Below are 20,606 nucleotides of genomic sequence, written 5' to 3' on the forward strand. Positions count from 1 at the left end.
GATGACGAACGCTGCCTGTGATTCCGGGACTATGACGTGCATCCGCTTTTCGGAAATCGAACGGTACGTGCCTGCTCTGCCGGGACTCTATGAGATATACAAGGACGACGGCGCGGCGTTGAAGGTTGGAATCGGCGTCAACCTGCGCAAGCGGCTGATTCAGCACCGGAAGTCTCGCCAGAGCAGACTGATCCTCAGGGCTGGCGGTTACTGGAACAACCCTGCCGATGTCAGGAGCGCCCAGTCGATACTGGCTAAACATCTGTACTTTGCCGGCAGCATCGACGGATACGACCTCCGAGCGGAAGCGGGTCGGCAGGCGTTTCTCGAAGAGCGTTGCTGCATCCGCTTCCGGATTACTTCGAGCCGTGAGGAGGCGCGTTCGCTGGAACGAGTGCTGGAGGCCGGCGGAGCCTTTCCTTTTCAGGGACGGGTTAATTCTGAGCGTTGAGCTCCGCCGGGTGGTGCCAGCAGTCGCCGCGCCTTCAAACCGCCTGCCTTTGCCGGTAGCCCTGCGCAACCTGCGCCAGCACCACCAGCGTCACGATGGGCAGCAGCCCGATGTTCACCGCCGCCCAGCCAGCCTGAGCGATCAACGCGCCAGAGGCGAAGGACATCACCGCGGCGACGCTGCCGTTGCTCAGCTCCATCAGGCCCTGTGCCCGGGCGCGCTCGCTTGCGGCATGGCCCTGGCCCAGCTGGGTGGTGCCGGCGACCAGCATCAGGTTCCAGCCGATGCCTAGTAGGCAGCTGCTGAGCAGGAAATGCCAGTGGCTGACGCCGAGCAGCGCGACCACCGCGCTGGCAATCAGCAATCCTCCACCCACACAGGCGACCAGCCGGCAGCCGAAGCGGTCCACCAGCGGCCCGGCGACGAATGCCGGGAGGAACATGCCGAGCATGTGCCACTGGATGACCTGACCGCTGGCCTGCAGATCCAGGCCTTCGCCATGCATCGCCAGGGGCGTGGCGTTCATCACCAGGATCATCAGGCCGTGGCCGGCGGAGGTGGTCAGCACCGCGGCGCGAATGGTCGGCCGCGCCAGCAGTGCCTGCCAACTGACTGCTGGCAGGGCGGGCTGAACGCCGGGCGTTCCGCTGCTTGCCGGCAATCCAGCAAGCACCAGCACGCCCAGCGCCGCGAGGCTGGCGATCAACAGATAGGTGCCGGCGAATGGAACGCTGGCGAGATCACGCGCCATGTGGCCGAGCGTGGGCGCGATCAGCGCGGCCAGCACGCCACCGCCGATCACGCAGGCGGTTGCACGCCCTTTGAAAGCTTCGCTCACCGCTTCCAGTGCGGCGAAGCGGTAGTACATCGCCGAGGCCTGGTAGGCGCCGATGGGCAGAGCGCCGAGACAGAGCAGGGTGAAGCTGTCGAGCCAGAGCGACAGCGCGCTGATCAGTCCGCCCAACACGCCGGCCAACGCACCGATGAGAAAGCCGGCGCGACGGCCGCGGCGCTGCATCAGCCCAGCCAGTGGTTGCAGGGCGAGCAGGCCGCCAAGCATCAGCAGGGCCAGCGGCAGGGTGGCGAGACCGGCCGCCGGCGCCAGGCGCAGCCCGACGATGGAGGTGAAGATGATCCCGGTCATCGAGCAGGACCAGAACAGCGCCTGGGCGATGAACAGGCGCAGGACCTGAGGGTTGCTGAACAATAGGTGCATGGCGAGGCCCCTTGAGGGTGATGAGCGGGCACAGCGCTGCCTGGCGATAAGCCGGGCAAGCTGTGAACGGTGAGTGAGGTTCGGACGAAGCGTCAGCCGAAGCGCTGATAGAAGTCCCGCGGGCTGACCGACAGGTGTTTCTGGAAGCTTCTCCTGAGGTTTTCCGGATGGCCGAAGCCGGTCAGCCGCGCCACCGTCGCGATCGAGGCCTGGGCGTCGAGCAGCAGATTGCGCGCGGCTTCCAGGCGCACCCGTTCGATGTACTGGCCCGGCCCCATGCCGGTTTCCTGGCTGAACAGACGGCACAGGGTGCGCGGCGTCATATGCGCCTGGGCGGCCAGCGCCTCGATGGACAGGTCGTCGCCCAGGTGCCCGGGAATCCATTCCAGCAGCGCGGCAAGACGCGCCACGCCGCCACTCGGCGCCGCCAGCATCGGGCTGAACTGGGTCTGCCCACCCGGCCGGCGCAGAAACATCACCAGCCGCTGAGCAACCGAAAGCGCCAACGCGCGGCCGAGATCGGCCTCGACCAACGCCAGCGCCAGGTCGATGCCCGCCGTGACGCCCGCCGAGCTGAATAGATGCGCCGCCTGCGGATCGGTCGGGTCATAGGTGTGCAACCGGTCACCCTGCACCTCGATGGCTGGGTACGTGCCCAGCGTAGCGAGGTCCGCCCAGTGCGTGGTCGCCTTGCGTCCATCGAACAGCCCGGCCTCGGCCAGGATCAGCGCGCCGGAACAGACCGAGCCCAGGCGCCGCACCCTGGGTTCGGCGGCCCGCAGCCAGTCGAGCAGCGGTTGGTCGTGCTTCTGCGCATCCACGCCGACACCGCCCGGAACCAGCAAGGTATCCAGCGTGGCCGGATCGCACACGGCCCAGCTCGCATCCGCCACCAGCTTCAGCCCCGCCGAGGTGGCGACCGGGCCGACGCTGGCAGCGAGCAGCATCAGCTCGTAATGTCTCGGCAGGCCCTGACGCTGCCGCTCGACATTGGCCGAGGCGAACACCTGCATCGGGCCGGTGACATCGAGGCTCATCACATCCGGGTAGATCAGGCAGGCGATGGTGCGGGTGGCGTCCATGGTGCAGCTCTCAGGGTGGATGCCTGCAGTCTGCTGCCGAGGCGCCGCTGTCGCAATGACAAGGTTCCCACGGATCTTGCCAATGCACATATTCCTGGCTCAATTGAAATCTAGATATTGACATTTATCGATATGGGATCGACGATCGGTTTCTTGTCGCAGTTGCGGTATACCCGACTGCACAGCCCTCACGGGGCGGTACTCACATTCGGTGAGGCAGCCTCCATCATTTAATATCTAGAATTCACGATATCTAAATCTTACGTTATGAATCATAAAGCACTTTTTACTCCCGGCTCCCTTGGCTCCTTCACGCTACGTAACCGTATCGTGCTGCCACCACTGACACGCTCGCGCAGTTCGCAGCCGGGCAATATTCCGAACGCCGTAATGGCGACCTACTACCAGCAACGAGCCAGTGCAGGCTTCATGGTGACGGAAGGCATTCAGATCGAGCCGCGAGGCCAGGGATATGCCTGGACGCCCGGAATCCACAGCCCTGAGCAGGTCGAAGGCTGGAAGGCCGTTACCCAGGCGGTGCACGCTGAGGGCGGCGTGATTTTCGCCCAGCTCTGGCATGTCGGCCGTGTCTCGCACACCTCGCTGCAGCCCGGTGGTGCGCAACCTGTTGCGCCGTCCGCCATTGCGGCGACCAACGTCAAAGTCTTTATCGAAACGGGACCGGGCGAGGGCGCGCTGGTCGAGCCCTCGATGCCGCGGGCGCTGTCCAATGCCGAAGTCAAAGAGCTGGTACAGCTCTATGCCGAGGCCGCACGCAACGCGATGGAAGCAGGCTTCGATGGCGTCGAGATTCACTGCGCCAACGGCTACCTGGTCAACCAGTTCATTTCCGCCCACACCAATCGCAGGACTGACGAATACGGCGGTTCGCTGCAGAACCGACTGCGTTTTCTGCATGAAGCGGTCCAGGCGATAGCCGACGCCATCGGTGCCGAGCGCGTGGGGGTTCGTTTTGCGCCGCTGTTCGCCAGTACGGATGAGGAGCGCGTCTACCTTGGCCTGGTGGAGCAAGACCCGCATGAGACCTACATCGAAGCGGTGAAGATTCTGCAAACCATCGGCGTCGCGTACGTATCACTGGCCGAGGCCGATTGGGACACCGCGCCCGAACTGCCCGGCAGTTTCAGAGAGGCGGTTCGTGCGGCGTTCAACGGCGCGATCATCTACGCAGGCAAGTACACCCCGGAGCGCGCCACCGCGGCGATCGAAGCCGGTTGGGCGGACCTGATCGCCTTCGGCCGTCCGTTCATTGCCAACCCGGACCTGCCGGCGCGCATTGCCCGTGGCTGGCCTATGAACCCGCTGGATGCCAGCAGCATGTACGGCGGCACCGAAAAGGGTTACATCGACTACCCGGTGTACGCGCACTGAGTCGGCGTGCGTGCACGGCCGTGGCGTGCACGCAGCCAGCACCGACAAAGTATCGTAAGATCGCGAAAACCCATTACCTGCCGCGGATATGAGCATAGACATCAGTGAAGCGCTGAAGGCCCTGGATAACCCCACACGCCTGGCCATTCTTACCCTGCTGAAGGACCCGAAGACCAACTTCCCCGAGCAGGAAGCCGATCCCGAACAGCTGGGTGTCTGCGTCAGCATCATCCAGGAGCGTGTGGGGTTGTCGCAGTCCACCGTTTCGAATTACCTGGCGGCGCTCCAGCGCGCGCAGTTGGTGACGTCGCAGCGTATCGGTCCCTGGACCTACTACAAGCGAAACGAAGAGAAGATCGCTCAGCTGCTCGAGGCACTCAGCAAAGCCATCTGAGCAGGCTGTGAACTGCGTGTCGCTGGCGTCAGCAGCATGTGAGCCGATCGTTTTTCCGCCGGACGTGACGGGTCGCTCGCAATGGGGCGCAGTTATCGACTGACCTTGCTCGCCCGATATCGCCCCGGCGTCATGCCGACCACCGTCTTGAAGTCATGAATGAAGTGCGCCTGATCGCTGTATCCGCAGGCCAGGGCGGTGTCCAGTAACGGCTGGCCGGCGCGCAGCTGGTTGCGCACCAGCGCCACGCGCTGGATGCGGCTGAACTGCTTGGGTGTCATTCCTACATGATGGCGGAACAGGCGCTCCAGCTGGCGCTGGCCGAGCGGTACGGTCTGGAGGAGGTCGGCCAGGCGTGCACGGCCCTCGGTCGCGGTGATCTCCGACAGTAGCTGTTGCACTGGGGCGCGTCGCTCTTGAGTCGCCTGCAGACGTCTGATCAATTCCTGCTCTACCAGCAGTTGCTGCGCCTCGCGGCTCAGCTCGGCCAGTTGGTCGACCATCCCGGCAAACCCCAGTCTCTGCCAGTCTGAGCTATGAAAGCCCGCCAGCTCATCCAGGCTGATGCCAAAGAACGCCGCGCCCATCCCAGGGCGAAAGCGCACGCCCATCAGTCTCACCTGCCCAGCCAGTTGCAATCGCGAACTGGCAAGCTGCGGCCCGGCGATCAATGCACGCGGCTTGTGCAGATGACCATCGAAGGCCAGCGGGTCGGCGAAATTGAAGATGACCCCACAGGCGCCGTCCGGATGCAGCATCTGCTCGTCGTACACCGTGGCGGCGTCACCCTCCAGCCACCAGAAGCGCTGCACATAGGCAGCTAGTGCTGGCGCAGGCGGGCGAGTCAGGAAGCCACTGATGTGTGGCAGTCGTTCGTGCAGGACGGACATGGAAGGCGGCGTTCAAAGATGTCGAAAATCTACAATAGCGCAGCATGACGGCTGCGTAGCCTTGGTTGCACATTCAAACCGAGGAGTGACCACCATGCGCATGAACTACGAAGCTGCCGCCCCCGACGTGATGACGGCAATGATCGGGCTGGAAACCTACCTGGCGCGGCAGAGCCGCCGCGAGGACGGCGTCGACAAGCCGCTGATGGAGCTGGTCAAGATCCGCGTCTCGCAGATCAACGGGTGCGCCTACTGCCTTGACATGCACACCAAGGACGCCCGCGCCCTCGGCGAAACCGAGCAGCGCATCTATGCCCTGAGTGCCTGGCGCGAAACCCCGTTCTTTACCGACCGCGAACGCGCCGCGCTGGCCTGGGCCGAGGCCAACACCCTGTTGCCCCAGGGCGTTTCGCAACAGCTGTTCGAGGAGGTGCGTGAGTATTTTTCCGAAGCCCAGCTCGCCAACCTGACCCTGGCCATCGCCACCATCAACGCCTGGAACCGCTTCGGCGTGTCCTTCGCGCCGGTGCCGGGCAGCTACCAGCCGGGGTAGGGCGGATGCCTGCCGCCACTCGGCTGGAAGGTCGGGCGGTCAGGGCTTGATCTGCTGGTTGCCCATGGCACAGAAGCTCTGTGCCTGCCGGGCAGCCGGCAGCGCGCGCAGGCGGCTCATGCATTGGGCCTGGCTTGGCGTCCGTTCCACGCTGAGCATCGCGTTCTCGTCGACAGCGATCAGGTAGGGCTGGTTGTAGCGCGGGCCATCGTGCCAGCTGCTGAACTGCAGATCGCTGAAGGCGCAGCGATAGTGCATGTGGCCGGCGAAGCCCTTGAAAAGATCGTTCCGGAAGATGTGATGGTATTTCTGCCAGTCACGCGCGCGCTGGCCCTCGCGCACCGCTTCGCGGCAACCCTCCAGTTCGGTGATATCCGCTTCATGTAGAAACGCGCTCTGCGCCAGGCTGGTGCCGTCCAGCTGCACCGTGGCGACCAGATAGACCCGCTGTTCGGCCGCCTGTGCCGCCAGCGCCATCAGCAAACCCAGCGTCAACATCCCTGTTCTGATCAATCTGCAATGCTCCTGAAGGGCCGTTTCGTCGAGGACCGCACCCTAGCCGAGGAGCGCGTCGGGAAACAAGCGTGCGAGTGCCCGGAAAAGGGGGCCGATCGAGGGGATGAACTCCATTGTCGGCTGCTGTCGAAATCAGTGTGTCCAGCGCGTTCGCTCATACGAGGAAATGAAATGTTGCAAGCCCATCGCGGCATCCGGCTAACGCTCGGCGGCTTTGCTGTAAATTGGCCTGCCATTGGCAATGAAATCTCCTTTACATGACCCTCCTGATAGCGTTCGCTGTCTTATCCATCCTCGTTTCATTCATCTGTTCGATCCTCGAAGCCGCACTGCTCTCGCTGACACCGAGCTTTATCGCGCACCAGAAGACGACCCGTCCGAAGCTGTACGAGCGCCTCAAGGAACTGAAAGACAAGGTCGACCAGCCGCTCGCGGCCATCCTGACCTTGAATACCGTCGCCCACACCGTTGGCGCGACCGGTGTCGGTGCGCAGGTCACCGTGGTATTCGGCAACGGCTATGTCGGTATCGCCTCGGCGGTGATGACGGTACTGATCCTGGTGCTTTCGGAAATCCTGCCCAAGACCATCGGAGCGCGTTACTGGCGCACGTTGGCGCCGTACCTGCCGCCTCTGCTGAACGGCATGATCTGGATTCTGAAGCCCTTCATCTACCTGTCCGACATGATCATGCGGCTGGTCGGTGGCAAGGAGCCGGAGCACGACATCCGCCAGGAGATCAAGGCGTTGACGGTGCTTGGTCGCGAGAACAAGAGCCTCGACGAGGACGAGCAGCGCGTCATCAGGAACATCCTCGACCTGCACGAGATCAAGGTCCGCGACGTCATGACACCGCGTACGGTTTGCGACTACACGTCGCCGGAGACCAGCATCGGCGCATTCAAGGAGCAGGTTGCCGACAGCCAGTTCTCGCGCTACCCGGTGATCGGCGACAACGAGAGCCCGCTGGGTGTGGTGTTCCGCTATGACGCCCTGTCAGCGACCGATGACGAGGCGCCGGTCTCGACGATCATGAAGCCGATGAAAGTCGCGCCGGAAATGACCAGCGTCGAGAACCTGATGACTCAGCTGCTGCACGAGCGCCAGCACATGTGCCTGGTCTACGACGAGTTCGGCAGCTGGCGCGGCCTGGTGACGCTGGAAGACATCATGGAAACCATCATAGGCCAGCCGATCATGGACGAAACGGACGACATCCCGAACATGCGCCGCTTCGCCAAGCGCCGCTGGGATCACCGCATCAAGCGCGCCCGCGACAGCTGACCGAGCATGCGGAGCGGGTCTGCCGCTCCGCATGAAGCTGCCGGATCTCAGCGCTTGACCGTCCCGAACCGCATGAAACGCGTCTCGCCGCTGGCATCCTCGACCCCGTCGTTATCGGTGACGACGAACAGACGCCCCTGCTTGTCGACCGCCGCACCTTCGACCTTGTCCAGCACCCAGCCACCGGTGCTCTTCAGATCAGGTAGCAGATCGCGCTCCAGACGCTTGCTTGCGAGCGGGAAGCGCTGACCTTCAGCGGCGGGCTGCAGGCCATTCAGGTCGATGCGGTACAGGCGCTTGATCTGTGCCGCCGGGCCCTGCTGGTTGTCGCGCTCGATCACCAGAAACTGGCCGTTGCCGATTGACGTGAGCTCGGACAATCCGACCCAGCCGCCCTCGGCTGCGGCGTCGAGCGGGTAGTGGATGAAGCCCCATTCACCAGTGCCCGGGTTGAACACGCCGATGCGCACCCGCCCGGCGGGGTCGTTCTTCCACTCGCGTTGAAAGGCCACGTAGACGCGGGTGCTGGCGCCTTCGCCGACCACCGCGACGCCCTCGAAACCGTTGCTGGTCTGCTGGGCGGCGACTTCCGCGGGCAGGGCGAACTCGTCCAGTACTTCGCCCCTGGCGTTGGCGTGGATCAGCAGGTTCGGCCTGGCCTTGCTGTTACCTTCCGAAGCCAGCCAGAAATCGCCATTGCTGGCCTGGGCGATGCCTTCCAGATCGTAGTCGACGCTCGTGCCAGCCTTGCGCAGCTCGATCTGGCGGTCGATCAGTGCCGGTGTCTGGCTGGTGTCGACGCTGAAGATCCGCGACGCCTTGTAGTAGCTGTCCGGCACGGCATAGAGGCGGTCGGACTGGCTGCGGTCCGCGACCAGACCGCTCAGCGCGCCCCAGGAGATCAGGTCGCGATCAGTGGAGCGGATCTCCGGGTAAGGTGCGGTCTTGGCACCGTACTGGTAGATCGAGAGTGTCGACCGGTAACCGTCCTCGGCCGAGTCTTCTTCACTGCTGACCACCAGCAGGTTGCGCGACGGTATCGGCAGGATGCCCTCAGGCCCCAAGCCCGTCGGCAGCAACTGATGCATCACCGGCGCCCAGGGTCGGGCCACGTCGTAGACGGCGACCGCATTGCCGCGCTCGCTGCCGACGAACAGCAGGCTGTGCTTGCGGAAACGCGCCGCGGCGATGCCTTCCGGCTCGATGCCCTTGTTCTCCGAGCGGCTTTCCGGGTAGTGCCCGGCGCGGATGAAGGCGTGTTCCAGCGAGGCGCCGGCCTCGTGCCAGACGTGGCCGTTGTAGTCGTACAGAGTGAAGCTGCGGCTGCCACCTTCCGCGCCTTCGGCATCCTCGTAGTCGCCCTCGTTGGCGGTCGCCAGCAGCGGCCCGACCCAGGCGATCGAGTCCGGCTCGCGACGCTTGCCAGCGAGCACGCCGACCGGTTCGATGCGGTCGTTCTCCTCGACGTCCACACCTTGCAGATCCACCTGGCCGGCGCTGAAGTGGCGCATCACCCGGCCACGGCGCAGGTCGACCAGCACGATGTGGTTGTTTTCCTGCAGGGTTACGGCGGCCACGTCCTGGTCGTTGATGCTGACGTACTCAGGCTCCGGATCACCCGGCGCGACCTCGGCCAGGCCGGTCAGGTCGACGTCCCGCGTGCGCCAGCGCGACGGATGACCCTTGAGGTCGACGATGCGCAGAAAGCCGGCCGGCAGCTGTGGGATCAGCCCGTCGTTGAGATCCTCGTCGCGCTCGTTCTCGATCGCCACCGCGGCATAGCGGCCCCTCGGGCTGATGGCGATGGAATCCGGCTGGCCACCCATGGGCAGCGTGGCGACGCGTTTGGGTTGCGCCGGATTGCGAATGTCGAACACCGCCAGTACACCATCGGGCTGGGTGAAGCCGAGCGAGGTGTTCACCGCGACCAGCGCGTAGTGGCGATGTACAGCCACCGAGGTCGGTTCGCCTTCCAGCTGGATAAAGCCCGCCGGCTGCGGCGACCTCGGATCGCGGATGTCCACCAGGCCGATGCGCTCGCCAGGACTGTCGGTGTAGATCAGCGTGCGGCCGTCGCGACTCACCGCGGTGATCTCGGCCACGGTCTGCCGGGTGGCATCCTCATCGGCACCCAGGTTGCGAAAGACCGGGAAGGTCGCGACCCGCTCGAAGTAGTCTGCGGCGCGGAGAGGTGCCGCCTGCGAGGCCAGCGGCAACAAGGCCAAGGACAGGGCAGTGGACAATACGGTGCGGGTCAGGCGGGTCGGAGTTCTCATGCGGGCCTCGGCGGTCAGTGTGGGGGACAGCCAGGACACGCTAGGGCCGGATTGTTACGTGGCGGTGACGGCGAAGAGGTCAAGCATTACGGGAGGAGATGCGGGTGACATCGGTTCTGCGTTGCCGGCGCGTTGGTCATCGCCCCCGCTGTCAGGCGAGTACCCGTGCAGGCTCAATCCACGGCCGGCGCCGCTTCGTACAGCTCCAGCGGCAGGCCGTCCGGGTCCGCGAAGAAGGTGAATCGGCGACCGGTGTACTCATCCAGCCGAATCGCTTCCACCGCAACGCCCTGACGCTCCAGCCATGCCTTGCACTGTGCGACGTCGTCCACAGCAAACGCCAGGTGCCGCAATCCCTGCGCCTCCGGGCGTGAAGGGCGCGGCGGCGCGTCGGGAAAGGAGAACAGCTCGAGCTGAGAGCCATCCGGCAGCGCGAGGTCGAGCTTGTAGGAGCGACGCGCCTCGCGGTAATGCTCGGCGATCACCGTCAGCCCCAGCGTCTCGGTGTAGAAGCGCTTCGACACGGCATAGTCCGAGCAGATGATCGCGACGTGGTGGATGGAGCGGAGCATGCGCAAGATCCAGTGGGAATGGTCGGGTAGAGACTGTCAGGAAAGGCGAGTGTTCGATGATTCGTATCGTTACATCTCGTTCGGTTCTCTGCCCTGGAGGCCCAGCGCAGTCACCGTCAATAGAATCAGCCCCATGCCCAGGATCTGCAGCGCTGCCAGGCTCTCATCCAGTACCACGACGCCGAAGAGCGAAGCGGTTACCGGCTCGACCATCGCCACGATGGATGCCACAGCCGGTGCGGTATGTCTGAGCCCGACGATGTAGAGAATGAAGGACAGCCCTGCGCCGACCACACCCAGAACGATGAACAGTGGCCAACTCTGGGCGCCTGGCACCGCCGCTGCCTGTTGCGCGTCGCTCATCGAGGCGAGTATGCCAACGAGCACCACGAACGCTATGACGAGAATCGCCTGAGGACTGCCGTGGGGCGCCGCGTACTTGAACGCAAAAATAAAAGTCGCATAGGACAAACCGGATAGCAGGCCGGCTCCGGCTGCCACGAGCGTAATGTCGCTCGCGCCGACGTCATGGATACCGGTCAGCAAGATGACGCGGAGCATCACCGTTGCGATTGCTGCCCATTTGAACAGCGTTGGCCTTTCGAGTCCGAACGCGAAGGATGCCAGGTAGACGAACACTGGCGCTGAGTACATCAGGGTTGCTGCCACCGCAACGCTGCCCTCGGCGATGCTCAAGAAGTAAAAAGAGAAGTTGCCCGCTACGCCGATGCCGGCGATTACCGACCAGAACCACAGCCTGTGGCTCGTCATTCCACTGCCGGCCGGGCGTAATGCCAGCCAGATGAGCACGCACACGAGGCCGATCAGGCCCCGGTAGAGCGAGACTACGGTGGGACTCCAGCCCTCGCTGATGAGGATGCCGCCTATTCCACCCGATAGTCCCTAGCAAAGTGCCGCAAGCACCACCAATAGCGCGCCCAGGCTTGCCGGTTTCCCCTGAGTTCTTCCATTTGTTCGCGGCGAGCGCTGCGCCATAAGGTCATCCTATGCCTTGAAGAAAGCCGCAAGGGACCAACCTGCAGCGCCCGCCGGGGCGCATGACGAGCAGGCCGTAACCGCGCAGTCACCGGCCTGCTATTCGTCACTGGTTGCGCGTCACCCGCCAGACCACATTGGCCAGGTCGTCCGCGACGATCAGCGCACCGCTCGGGTCGACGGTCACGCCCACCGGTCGGCCGCGGGTTTTGCCGTCCTCGCGGAAGCCGGTCAGGAAGTCGATGGGTTCGCCTGCCGGGCGGCCATCGCGGAACGGCACGAAGACCACCTTGTAGCCGGACGGATCTTCCCGGTTCCAGCTGCCGTGCTCGCCGACGAATGCACCTTCGGCGAACTGCGCGCCCATGACCTCCGAGGAAAAGTCCAGGCCCAGCGCGGCGACGTGGGCGCCCAGTGCGTAGTCTGGCGTGATCGCCTGCTTGACCTTGTCCGGGTCCTGCGGGCGCACGCGGTCGTCGACGTTCTGCCCCCAGTAGCTGTAGGGCCAGCCATAGAAACCGCCCTCCTGTACCGAAGTCAGGTAGTCCGGCACCAGGTCTTCGCCCAGCTCGTCGCGCTCGTTGACCACCGACCACAGCTGGTCGGTGCCGGGCAGTATTGCGAGGGCCGTGGGGTTACGCAGGCCGGTTGCGTAGGGTTTGTAAGCGCCGGTTTCGGTGTTGATCTGCCAGACCATGGCGCGGTCGACCTCGGCTTCCATGCCACGCTCGGTGATGTTGCTGTTCGAGCCGATGCCGACGTAGAGGTACTGGCCATCGGGGCTGATGGTCATCGCCTTGGTCCAGTGGTGGTTGATCTCCGAGGGCAGGTCAACGACCTTGGTCGGCGGACCGCTGGCTTCGGTCTGACCTTCCTCGTATTCGAAACGCACCAGTTCGTCCTGGTTGGCGACGTAGAGGTTGCCATCGTGGAAGGCCAGTCCATAGGGGGCATTAAGTTCATCGGCGAAGACGTTCTGCATTTCGTAGCGGCCGTCGCCATCGGCATCTCTCAGCAAGGTCAGCCGGTTACCGCTTTTGACCGACGTGTTGCCCTGCGCCTTGATGTAACCGGCGATCACGTCTTTCGGTTTCAGCTTGGCTGCATTGCCGCCACGACCTTCGGCCACAAGGATGTCGCCGTTGGGCAGCACCAGGGTCTGGCGCGGGATCTTCAGGTCGGTGGCGATCGCCGTCACGCTGTAGTTCTCTGGCACCGTGGGGGTCGCATCGCCCCAGGGCGTCGGCTCGGCGATCTTCATGCTCGGCAGCAGGCCGCGATCGGGTTCCGGCAGTTTGGGGTTGGCGCCGTACAGGCTGGCGGCGTCCTGCTCATCGCCACCACAGGCGCTAAGGAACAACGCGATGGTCAGTGCGGAGAGTGTATGGGTGTGCTTCATGCCTCACCTCCGTCACGCAGGTTGGAAAGGCCGACCCACGCGGCGGCGCAGGCCAGCAGCGTGACGATCACCGAGAGCACCAGGCCGGTCGGCATCACCGCCCAGGCATCCTTGGCATGCTGCAGTGCATTGATGAAACCGATCACCCAGGTCGCCACGAGCAACAGCAGATAGATCAGCGGCCGCCCTGCCCTGTGCCTGGCCTTGATCAGGTTTACGACCGCGAACAGGATTGCCAGCCCGCAGAACACCAGCCCGCCGGCGATCAGCCAGGAAGAGAAGTTGCTCCATTGAATCTGGTAGCTGCGAAAGTAGGCGACGTCGCTCAGCAGTGCGCCGAGAAACAACGGCACGCTCCCGGCCAGTAGGATCGAGTGCAGCGGATGCGGCACATGGCGGGAAACGCTGTGAGTGGTTTCTGTGGTGCGGTGGGTAATGACGGTCACAAGGAACTCCTCATTGCTTTCGACCAGCCCTGCGCGGCGCGGATCGCTCTGAAGGTGCTTAAGAGGGGATCGTGCTGTGCGACCGTTAGTTCACTCATATCGCCGAGCGGCGCGCAGCTCTCGGCCATCGCTGCTCGCGCCCATTTTTCGTGCCTCGCGCACAAACCAAGTGCTCTGAACCGGACCATTTGATCCGTTTTGCCCTGGTCAAATCGCTAAGCCACTGATCTGTAAGCGAATCGATCCGGTGGCACGCTTTCTGCTCTCTCCTAGAAAGTCGCCCGTGTGCAAAAGGGCGGCAGCGTCACGCATACAGAGAAGCGCCCGCGCCATCGGCGACGCGCTCAGGTTCAGCCTTGCGTCAGAGGAGTGCGTCACCCATGACTCTGCAATACGTTCCGATCATCGACCTGGCGCCGTATTTCTCCGGTGCGCCGGAGGGCAAGGCCCAGGTGGCCAAAGCCGTGGACCAGGCCTGTCGCGACATCGGCTTTCTGGTAATCACTAATCACCAGATCCCCACCGAACTGATCGAGCGCGTGTCGCGGCTGACGCGGCAGTTCTTCGCCTTGCCATTGCCGGAAAAGCGCAAGGTCGACCGGCCCAGCCCGGAAATGGTGCGCGGCTACAGCGCCATCGCCGAAGAGAGCCTGTCGTATTCGATGGAGGAGGCCGCGCCCGGTGATCTCAAGGAATCCTTTTCCATCGGGCCTAGCGATGTACCGGATGAGGACTACTACCGTTGCGCCGCAGCCGGCCCGCATTTCGCGCCGAACGTCTGGCCCACCGGCATCGGAGGCTTCGAGCAGACCTATCGCGAGTACTTCGCTGCAATGAGCGAGCTTTCGCAGTCGCTGATGCGCATCTTCGCCCTGGCGCTGGAGCTGCCGGAAACCTTCTTCGACGACAAGATCGACAAGCACATCAGCATGTTCCGCAGCCTCAGCTACCCGGACGTGAAGGGCGCGGTCGAACCCGGGCAGTTGCGTGCCAGCGCCCACACCGATTACGGCAGCCTGACCATCGTTAAGCCGGACAATGCGCTGGGCGGTTTGCAGGCGCGCAACCGTCAGGGCGAATGGGTGGACGTGCCCTACGTGGAGAACGGCTTCGCCGTGAACATCGGCGACCTGATGATGCAGTGGACCAACGATCAGTGGATTTCCACGCTGCATCGGGTGGTCAACCCGCCTGAGGACAGCCCTGCCGACAACGGGCGACAGTCACTGGTGTTCTTCCACCAGCCCAACTATGACGCGCTGATCGAGTGCTTGCCGGGATGCCTGGCCGCGGGCGAAGCGCCACGCCACGCGCCGGTCACCTCCGGCGACAACCTGCTCTCCAAGTTCGTCAAGCAGACCACCTTCGGCAAAGGCCTGGAGGTCGCATGAGCACGCTTTCCTATGTCAACGTTTTCGCCCGCGACATCGAAGCGCTGAGCGGCTTCTACCGCGAGCTGTTCGGCTTCCGGAACATTCCCGAGATCGCCTCGCCGATCTTTCGCGGGCTGGATACCGGCAAGAGCTGCATCGGCTTCAACGCGCCGGAAGCCTATGAACTGCTGCAGCTGGACGAGTTCGCCGACACCCGCGGCTGCAAGTTCCTGCTGAATATCGACGTCGATTCGAAAGAAGAGGTCGACCGCCTGGTGCCCATTGCCGCCGCCATGGGCGCGACGCTGATCAAGGCGCCTTATGAAACCTACTACCACTGGTACCAGGCCGTGCTGCTGGACCCCGAGAAAAACGTGTTCCGCATCAACCACATGCTTTGACGATCCCACCATCAGGAAATCAAAAATGCTGAATAAGTTCATGAAACGGACCTTGTGTGCGGCGGTGGCTCTCGGCCTGGCGGCGACTGTTGGCGCCGCCTCGGCGCAGGAAGGGCAGGGGCTGACCCTCGATAAGCCGGCGAAGATCGCCATGCTCTACATCAGCCCGCGCAACGACGGTGGCTGGACCCAGGCCTTCGATGAAGCGCGGCAGAAGCTCGAAACCGAGCTGGATACAAAGATTCAGTACGTCGAGAGCGTGCCGGAGAACGCCTCCTCGATCCGCCCGGCGGTGGACCGGCTGATCCAGCGCGGCGCCAACGTGATCATCGGTACTGCCTTCGGCTATTCCGACACCTTCAAGGAATTGGCTGACAAGTATCCGGATGTGGCCTTCCTCAACGGCTCGGGCACCACCAACAGCGGCAACCTCGAATCCTTCTACGGGCGCACCTACGAAAGCCAGTATCTGTGCGGGATGGCTGCGGGCGCGGCGTCGAAGACCGGCAAGCTGGGCTTTGTCGCCGCCAATCCTTTCGGCCAGGTTAACTGGACGGTCAACGCCTTCGCCCTTGGCGCGCAGCAGATCAACCCGGATGCCACCGTCACCGTGGTCTACACCGGCGCCTGGAACGACCCCGTCAAGGAACGCGCCGCCGCCATGGCGCTGATCGACTCTGGCGCCGACGTGCTCGGCCAGCACGTCGACAGCCCGACACCGCAGATCGTCGCCCAGGAGCGCGGCGTGCACGGCACCGGGCACCATCGCGACATGAGTGAGTTCGCCCCTGACGCCACCGTCTGCTCATCGGTCTGGGTGTGGGACAAGTTCCTCGCGCCGGAGCTGAAGAAGATAAGCGCCGGCAACTGGACGCCGCCTGAGAACGGCGCGCTGCTGTCCATGGCCGAAGGCGGCACCGATGCGGCCTGCTGCGGTCCGGCGGTTTCCGAAGCGGATAAGGCCAAGATCATGGCCGCCCGCGAAGAGCTGCTCAAAGGCGAGAAGCAGATCTACGCCGGGCCGATGCTCGACCGCGACGGCACCGAGCGCATCGCCGCTGGCGAGGTCATGGCAGACCCGGCGTTGTGGCAGATGGACTGGTTCGTCAAAGGAGTGATCACCCAGCAATGAGCAACCTGAACGCGATCCAGCTGACCGGGGTGAGCAAGTCGTTCGACGGCTTCATGGCCCTGTCCCAGGCGGATTTCACTGCCAAATGGGGCGAAGTGCATGCGCTGCTCGGCGAGAACGGCGCGGGCAAATCCTCGCTGATGAACATCGCCGCCGGCCTCTACGCACCGGAAAGCGGATCGCTGCTGATCGACGACAACCCGGTGCGCTTGAGCGGCCCGCGGGATGCTGGTCGCTACCACATCGGCATGGTTCACCAGCATTTCAAGCTGGTGAAGCCCTTTACCGTGGCCGAGAACATTCAGCTCGGCTTGCCCGAGCAGCCCGGCAACAAAAGCTTCAACGGCAGCCACCGCCAACGCCTCAGCGCGCTGGAGGCACAGATAACGGAAAAGGCGGCTGAGCTGGGCTTTGTTATCGACCCGCGCAAGCCCACTGAGTCGCTTTCGGTGGCCGAGCAGCAGCGGGTGGAAATTCTTAAGGTGCTGCTGGCTGGCGCGCGGATCCTGATCCTGGATGAGCCGACGGCGGTACTCACCGATCAGGAAGCCGAGCGCCTGCTGGAAACCGTGCGCGCCTTTGCTCGCCAGGGCGCGGCGGTGATTCTGGTCACTCACAAGATGAGCGATGTGAAGCGCTTCGCCGACCGCGTCACCGTGATGCGCGGAGGGCGGACGATTCAAACCCTCGACCCCCAATCGGTCTCGGTGCCGGAGCTGGTGCGTCTGACCGTGGGTGAGTCAGCACCGGCCAGCGAGTACCAGCCGGCGACACCGGGCGAGGTGCGGCTGCAAGTGCGTGATCTCAGATCGACCGGCGGAGGCGAGCACGGCGCACTCAATGGTGTGACGCTCGACCTGCGTGCCGGCGAAATCTACGGCATCGCTGGCGTCGGCGGTAACGGCCAGAGCGAGTTGGCCAATGTGCTGATGGGCTTGCCCGAGTCCTGCGAAGGCGCGTTGGAATTGACCGGTTTTGGCGACTTGCGCCGGGCCAGCTCTGAACAGCGCCGGGAGTTGCGCATCGCCTCGATCCCGGCCGACCGCTACGGCACCGCGCTGGCTGGCGAGCTCTCGGTGGCGGAGAACTTCGGTGTCGGGCAGATCCACAGCGGGCGCTATGGCTCGTTCTTCAATCTCCGGCGCAAGCGTCTGGAGGAAGACGCTGCCGAGGCGGTGGCCGGGTTCGATGTGCAGGGCGTGCGCTCCCTGAAGCAGAAGGCCGCGCTGCTCTCCGGTGGCAACGCGCAGAAGCTGGTGATCGCCCGCGAATTCTCCCGCGACCCGCAACTGGTGTTGGTACACAGCCCCAGCCGCGGGCTCGACGTGCGTGCCACCGCTGCCGTGCATGGCCGGCTGCGCGCCGCCCGCGATGCCGGCGCGGCCGTGCTGGTGATCAGCGAAGACCTCGACGAAGTGCTGGCCTTGGCGGATCGCATCGGCGTGATGAACGCCGGGCGCATCGTCGCCGAATTCGACCGGCCCGCGGATCGCCAGGCCATTGGTAGGGCGATGGTCAGCCATGGGGAGCTGAGCCATGGCGAGTTGAATCTAGAAGGGGTAAACCATGAATGAACAGGTACGCCCCGTGATGCTGGAGCAGGCTGCGCAAGCGGCCGAGCGCCCGAAACAGCCGCTGCTGTCGCGGCGTTACGCACTGGAGATCCGCCAGCAACTGGCCTGGCATCGGCAGGCTGCGATCATCGGTCTCGCCCTGTTGCTGGGGCTGGGCATCTCCGCCGCGATTCTGATCGCTGCGGGCGTACCGGCCGGCGAGCTGCTCAATGAGTTCGTCATCCTCACGGTGTTCGATGCGCAGAGCCTGAAAGCGGTCTTGTTTCAGGCTTCGCCGATGATTCTTGTCGGCCTGGCTGGCTGCATGGCGTTTCGCGCCAAGTTCTGGAACCTCGGGCTTGAGGGTCAGATGATATGGGGCGCCATCGGTGCCACGGCGATCTCCCTGTTCGAGGTCGGCCCGCAAACGCTGCGCCTGCCGCTGATGCTCGCAGCGGCGATCTTTTGCGGGCTGCTCTGGGCGCTGGCGCCGGTGTTGCTCAAGCTGCGGCTGAAGGTCAACGAGATCATCTCGACGCTGATGCTCAACTACCTGGCGATCAACTTCCTACTGCACCTTTTGTACGGAAGCTGGAAGGACCCGAAAAGCTCGTTTCCCTATTCACCACAGTTCCAGCCGTTCGAGCGCCTGCCCGAGCTGTTCGACGGCATCAGTGCGGCAGTGCCACTGGCGGTAGTCGTTGCGCTGCTGGCGCTGTGGTTTCTCGGCATCTCCCGCGCCGGGCTGTACCTGCGCTTTGTCGATGCCAACCCGCGAGTGGCCGGCGCGGTGGGCGTGCCGGTGCAGAAAATGATCATCGGCACGGTGCTGGTTTCCGGTGCCATGGCCGGGATCGCCGGGTTTCTCGTCACCGCCGGGCAGGAGGGGCGGCTGACCCAGTCGTTCTATCAGGGCTATGGCTTCTCCGGCATCCTCATCGCCTTCCTTGCGCGCAATAACCCGGTGGCGGCGCTGGTGGTGGCGCTGTTGATGGCGATGCTGTTCGTCGCCGGGCGCAGCTTGCAGGTGTTCTACCAGATCCCCTTTTCCATGGTGCAGTTGATCCAGGCGATCCTGGTGATCTGCGTCGCCTCGTCGGATTTCTTTATCCGCCACCGTATCCGCCGCGTTCAGGGAGGCGAAAGCTGATGGACATGATCGCCAACTGGCTAGGCAACACACCGGACTTCGCCGTGCCCTTCGCCCTCGCTGCGCTGGGGCTGATCCTCACCGAGCGCGCGGGCGTCCTGGCGCTGGGCGCCGAAGGGCTGATGCTGGTCGGCGCGCTGGCCGGGATTGGCGCGCAGCTGGCGTTCGGCAGCCATGGCACTTCGCTGTTGCTGGCGATGGGCGCAGCTGCCGTGGTGTCGCTGTTGTTCGCACTGATGGTGCTGGTGCTGCGCATCAATCAAGTGATCGCAGGATTGGCGCTGGTGTTCTTCTGCCAGGGGCTGACCGGCCTGCTCGGCACCTTGTTGGACTGGACCAACAAGCCGGTCAAGGGGCTGGGCGCGGTCGAGCTGTGGCCGCTGTCGGAGCTGCCGCTGCTGGGCAAGCTCTTCGTGCAGAACCCGCTGGTGTTCATGACGCCGCTGATCTTTCTTGCCGTGGTCTGGTTTCTTGCTCGCACGACCACCGGCCTGCGGATGCGTGCCGTCGGAGAGAACCCGCAGGCGGCGGATGCGGCCGGGATTTCGGTGCTCGGTTACCGGCTGGCAGCGATTCTCGCCGGCTCCGCGCTGATCGGCCTGGCCGGCGGTTATATCTCGGTGCTCAGCACCAAGCTGTGGATCGCCGACATGACTGGCGGGCGCGGCTGGATTGCCGTGGCGCTGGTGATTTTTGCCCGCTGGTCGCCGTGGAAGGCGCTGGCCGGTGCGCTGCTGTTCGGCTGCATCGAGGCGCTGATCCCGCAACTGGCCGCCTCCGGCGTGCGTCTGCCGCAGTACTTCGTGCTGATGACGCCCTACGCCGTGACCCTGGCGGTGATGATCTGGGTCGCCAGCGGCAAGAACGTTTCCGGCAATCAGCCGGGCGCTCTGGGTATTCCCTTTATCCGCGAGGAGCGCCGCTGAGGGTCACGGCGCTTATTGCGCCGGGCTCTGGTCGCTGGAGCGGCAGGTGATCTCCGCGTAGGGCTCGTCCGGCGAATAGTCCCCAGGCACCCGCTCGGTGCGCTGGGTATTTGGCGCGACGGTGAAAACCGGCGACGCCGAGGTATCCGAGCGCGCGTCATTCGGTACATGGAACTCGCAGGTAATCTGGCCGCCCGTGCGGTTCATCACCTTCACCGCCCGCACGCCAAGCAGCTCGCCTTCGACCCCTTCGGATTTGGCCGGCACGCCCATTGGGCTGATCTCAACATCGAGGCCGTTGAGGTGGGTGACCACTTCCGGCGGCGGCGTTTGTGCGAACGCCAGCGGGGCGCAGAGCGCTAGACCGCAGGCGAGAAATAGCTGCTTGCTCATTGAAACCTCCAATATTCGGTCCCCTTTAGAAGAGCTGACCGGGGGTCGGTTCGATCGCTGCGCCAATCAATGATTGCAAATGATTAGAAGCGTCAAAAAATGGTTGGCATGATTTGTGATGGCTCAAAGCCATGATTGATCTTGCCGTGCCATTTGCGCCGTGTTGAACTGCAGCCGTCGCCAATGTTACGTGCGCTCCTCCCGAGGGTGGC

The 20,606-nt window shown here is 64.0% G+C and carries 21 protein-coding genes; 11 read left to right on the forward strand and 10 right to left on the reverse strand.

The features are described 5' to 3' along the window. Position 1: 1 nt before the first annotated feature. Positions 2-451 (forward strand): GIY-YIG nuclease family protein, encoded by a 450-nt coding sequence (locus LLJ08_RS03355; RefSeq protein ID WP_228208209.1) that lies wholly within the window; start codon positions 2-4, stop codon positions 449-451. A gap of 34 nt (positions 452-485) precedes the next feature. On the opposite strand, the gene LLJ08_RS03360 is transcribed toward LLJ08_RS03355, so the two are convergent. Next, entirely contained in the window at positions 486-1,667 is a 1,182-nt protein-coding gene (locus LLJ08_RS03360) for an MFS transporter (protein WP_228208210.1), read from the reverse strand. Positions 1,668-1,759: 92 nt separating this feature from the next. Then, a complete protein-coding gene (locus tag LLJ08_RS03365) occupies positions 1,760-2,749 on the reverse strand; it encodes a GlxA family transcriptional regulator (RefSeq protein ID WP_228208211.1) in 990 nt (329 codons plus the stop codon). Between the two features lie 267 nt (positions 2,750-3,016). On the opposite strand from LLJ08_RS03365, the gene LLJ08_RS03370 reads away from it, so the two are divergent. Continuing rightward, positions 3,017-4,141 (forward strand): alkene reductase, encoded by a 1,125-nt coding sequence (locus LLJ08_RS03370; RefSeq protein WP_014819113.1) that lies wholly within the window; start codon positions 3,017-3,019, stop codon positions 4,139-4,141. Positions 4,142-4,229: 88 nt separating this feature from the next. After that, positions 4,230-4,535, forward strand: a complete 306-nt coding sequence (locus tag LLJ08_RS03375) for an ArsR/SmtB family transcription factor (protein ID WP_014819114.1) — start codon at positions 4,230-4,232, stop codon at positions 4,533-4,535. A gap of 92 nt (positions 4,536-4,627) precedes the next feature. On the opposite strand, the gene LLJ08_RS03380 is transcribed toward LLJ08_RS03375, so the two are convergent. Beyond that, a complete protein-coding gene (locus LLJ08_RS03380) occupies positions 4,628-5,425 on the reverse strand; it encodes a helix-turn-helix transcriptional regulator (protein WP_228208212.1) in 798 nt (265 codons plus the stop codon). 94 nt (positions 5,426-5,519) lie between these two features. On the opposite strand from LLJ08_RS03380, the gene LLJ08_RS03385 reads away from it, so the two are divergent. Next, on the forward strand, positions 5,520-5,978 hold the full coding sequence (locus LLJ08_RS03385) for a carboxymuconolactone decarboxylase family protein (protein WP_228208213.1): 459 nt from the start codon (positions 5,520-5,522) through the stop codon (positions 5,976-5,978). A 39-nt stretch (positions 5,979-6,017) separates the two neighbouring features. On the opposite strand, the gene LLJ08_RS03390 is transcribed toward LLJ08_RS03385, so the two are convergent. Further along, positions 6,018-6,476 carry a hypothetical protein gene (locus LLJ08_RS03390; protein WP_014819117.1) on the reverse strand — a complete coding sequence of 153 codons (459 nt, stop codon included), beginning with the start codon at positions 6,474-6,476 and terminating at the stop codon, positions 6,018-6,020. A gap of 275 nt (positions 6,477-6,751) precedes the next feature. On the opposite strand from LLJ08_RS03390, the gene LLJ08_RS03395 reads away from it, so the two are divergent. Further along, positions 6,752-7,777 (forward strand): CNNM domain-containing protein, encoded by a 1,026-nt coding sequence (locus tag LLJ08_RS03395; protein ID WP_014819118.1) that lies wholly within the window; start codon positions 6,752-6,754, stop codon positions 7,775-7,777. A gap of 47 nt (positions 7,778-7,824) precedes the next feature. Here the strand turns inward: LLJ08_RS03395 and LLJ08_RS03400 are convergent, their stop codons facing one another. The 5 genes from LLJ08_RS03400 to LLJ08_RS03420 all read right to left on the reverse strand — a co-directional run bounded on the left by LLJ08_RS03400 (position 7,825) and on the right by LLJ08_RS03420 (position 13,466). Continuing rightward, entirely contained in the window at positions 7,825-10,053 is a 2,229-nt protein-coding gene (locus tag LLJ08_RS03400) for an esterase-like activity of phytase family protein (RefSeq protein WP_228208214.1), read from the reverse strand. A gap of 173 nt (positions 10,054-10,226) precedes the next feature. Beyond that, on the reverse strand, positions 10,227-10,625 hold the full coding sequence (gloA2, locus tag LLJ08_RS03405; protein WP_014819120.1) for an SMU1112c/YaeR family gloxylase I-like metalloprotein: 399 nt from the start codon (positions 10,623-10,625) through the stop codon (positions 10,227-10,229). 69 nt (positions 10,626-10,694) lie between these two features. Then, positions 10,695-11,441 carry a DMT family transporter gene (locus LLJ08_RS03410; RefSeq protein WP_256445904.1) on the reverse strand — a complete coding sequence of 249 codons (747 nt, stop codon included), beginning with the start codon at positions 11,439-11,441 and terminating at the stop codon, positions 10,695-10,697. Positions 11,442-11,727: 286 nt separating this feature from the next. Further along, positions 11,728-13,020, reverse strand: a complete 1,293-nt coding sequence (locus LLJ08_RS03415) for a PQQ-dependent sugar dehydrogenase (protein WP_228208215.1) — start codon at positions 13,018-13,020, stop codon at positions 11,728-11,730. Beyond that, positions 13,017-13,466, reverse strand: coding sequence for a DUF2231 domain-containing protein (locus LLJ08_RS03420; protein ID WP_228208216.1), 450 nt, complete (start codon positions 13,464-13,466; stop codon positions 13,017-13,019). Before LLJ08_RS03420 ends, LLJ08_RS03415 begins: the two co-directional genes overlap by 4 nt. A gap of 380 nt (positions 13,467-13,846) precedes the next feature. Here LLJ08_RS03420 and LLJ08_RS03425 point away from each other — a divergent pair, with 380 nt between their 5' ends. The 6 genes from LLJ08_RS03425 to LLJ08_RS03450 are packed head-to-tail and all read left to right on the forward strand — an operon-like array spanning position 13,847 to position 20,001. Next, the gene (locus LLJ08_RS03425) at positions 13,847-14,857 is read left to right on the forward strand and encodes an isopenicillin N synthase family dioxygenase (RefSeq protein ID WP_228208217.1); all 1,011 of its coding nucleotides are present in this window, start codon (positions 13,847-13,849) and stop codon (positions 14,855-14,857) included. Then, entirely contained in the window at positions 14,854-15,240 is a 387-nt protein-coding gene (locus tag LLJ08_RS03430; protein ID WP_228208218.1) for a VOC family protein, read from the forward strand. The genes LLJ08_RS03425 and LLJ08_RS03430 overlap by 4 nt, the downstream gene beginning before the upstream one ends. Before the next feature lie 25 nt (positions 15,241-15,265). Then, complete coding sequence (locus LLJ08_RS03435) at positions 15,266-16,372, forward strand: BMP family ABC transporter substrate-binding protein (protein ID WP_228208219.1); 1,107 nt, start codon at positions 15,266-15,268, stop codon at positions 16,370-16,372. Further along, positions 16,369-17,946 carry an ABC transporter ATP-binding protein gene (locus LLJ08_RS03440; RefSeq protein ID WP_228208220.1) on the forward strand — a complete coding sequence of 526 codons (1,578 nt, stop codon included), beginning with the start codon at positions 16,369-16,371 and terminating at the stop codon, positions 17,944-17,946. Before LLJ08_RS03435 ends, LLJ08_RS03440 begins: the two co-directional genes overlap by 4 nt. Next, positions 17,939-19,075: an ABC transporter permease gene (locus LLJ08_RS03445; protein WP_228208221.1), complete on the forward strand. Its 1,137-nt coding sequence runs from the start codon at positions 17,939-17,941 to the stop codon at positions 19,073-19,075. The genes LLJ08_RS03440 and LLJ08_RS03445 overlap by 8 nt, the downstream gene beginning before the upstream one ends. Further along, a complete protein-coding gene (locus LLJ08_RS03450) occupies positions 19,075-20,001 on the forward strand; it encodes an ABC transporter permease (protein WP_228208222.1) in 927 nt (308 codons plus the stop codon). Before LLJ08_RS03445 ends, LLJ08_RS03450 begins: the two co-directional genes overlap by 1 nt. 12 nt (positions 20,002-20,013) lie before the next feature. Here the strand turns inward: LLJ08_RS03450 and LLJ08_RS03455 are convergent, their stop codons facing one another. Then, entirely contained in the window at positions 20,014-20,394 is a 381-nt protein-coding gene (locus LLJ08_RS03455) for a hypothetical protein (RefSeq protein ID WP_023445046.1), read from the reverse strand. Between the last annotated feature and the right edge of the window lie 212 nt (positions 20,395-20,606).

It is taken from the genome of Stutzerimonas chloritidismutans (assembly GCF_020783375.1).
Taxonomy (GTDB): Bacteria; Pseudomonadota; Gammaproteobacteria; order Pseudomonadales; family Pseudomonadaceae; genus Stutzerimonas; species Stutzerimonas kunmingensis.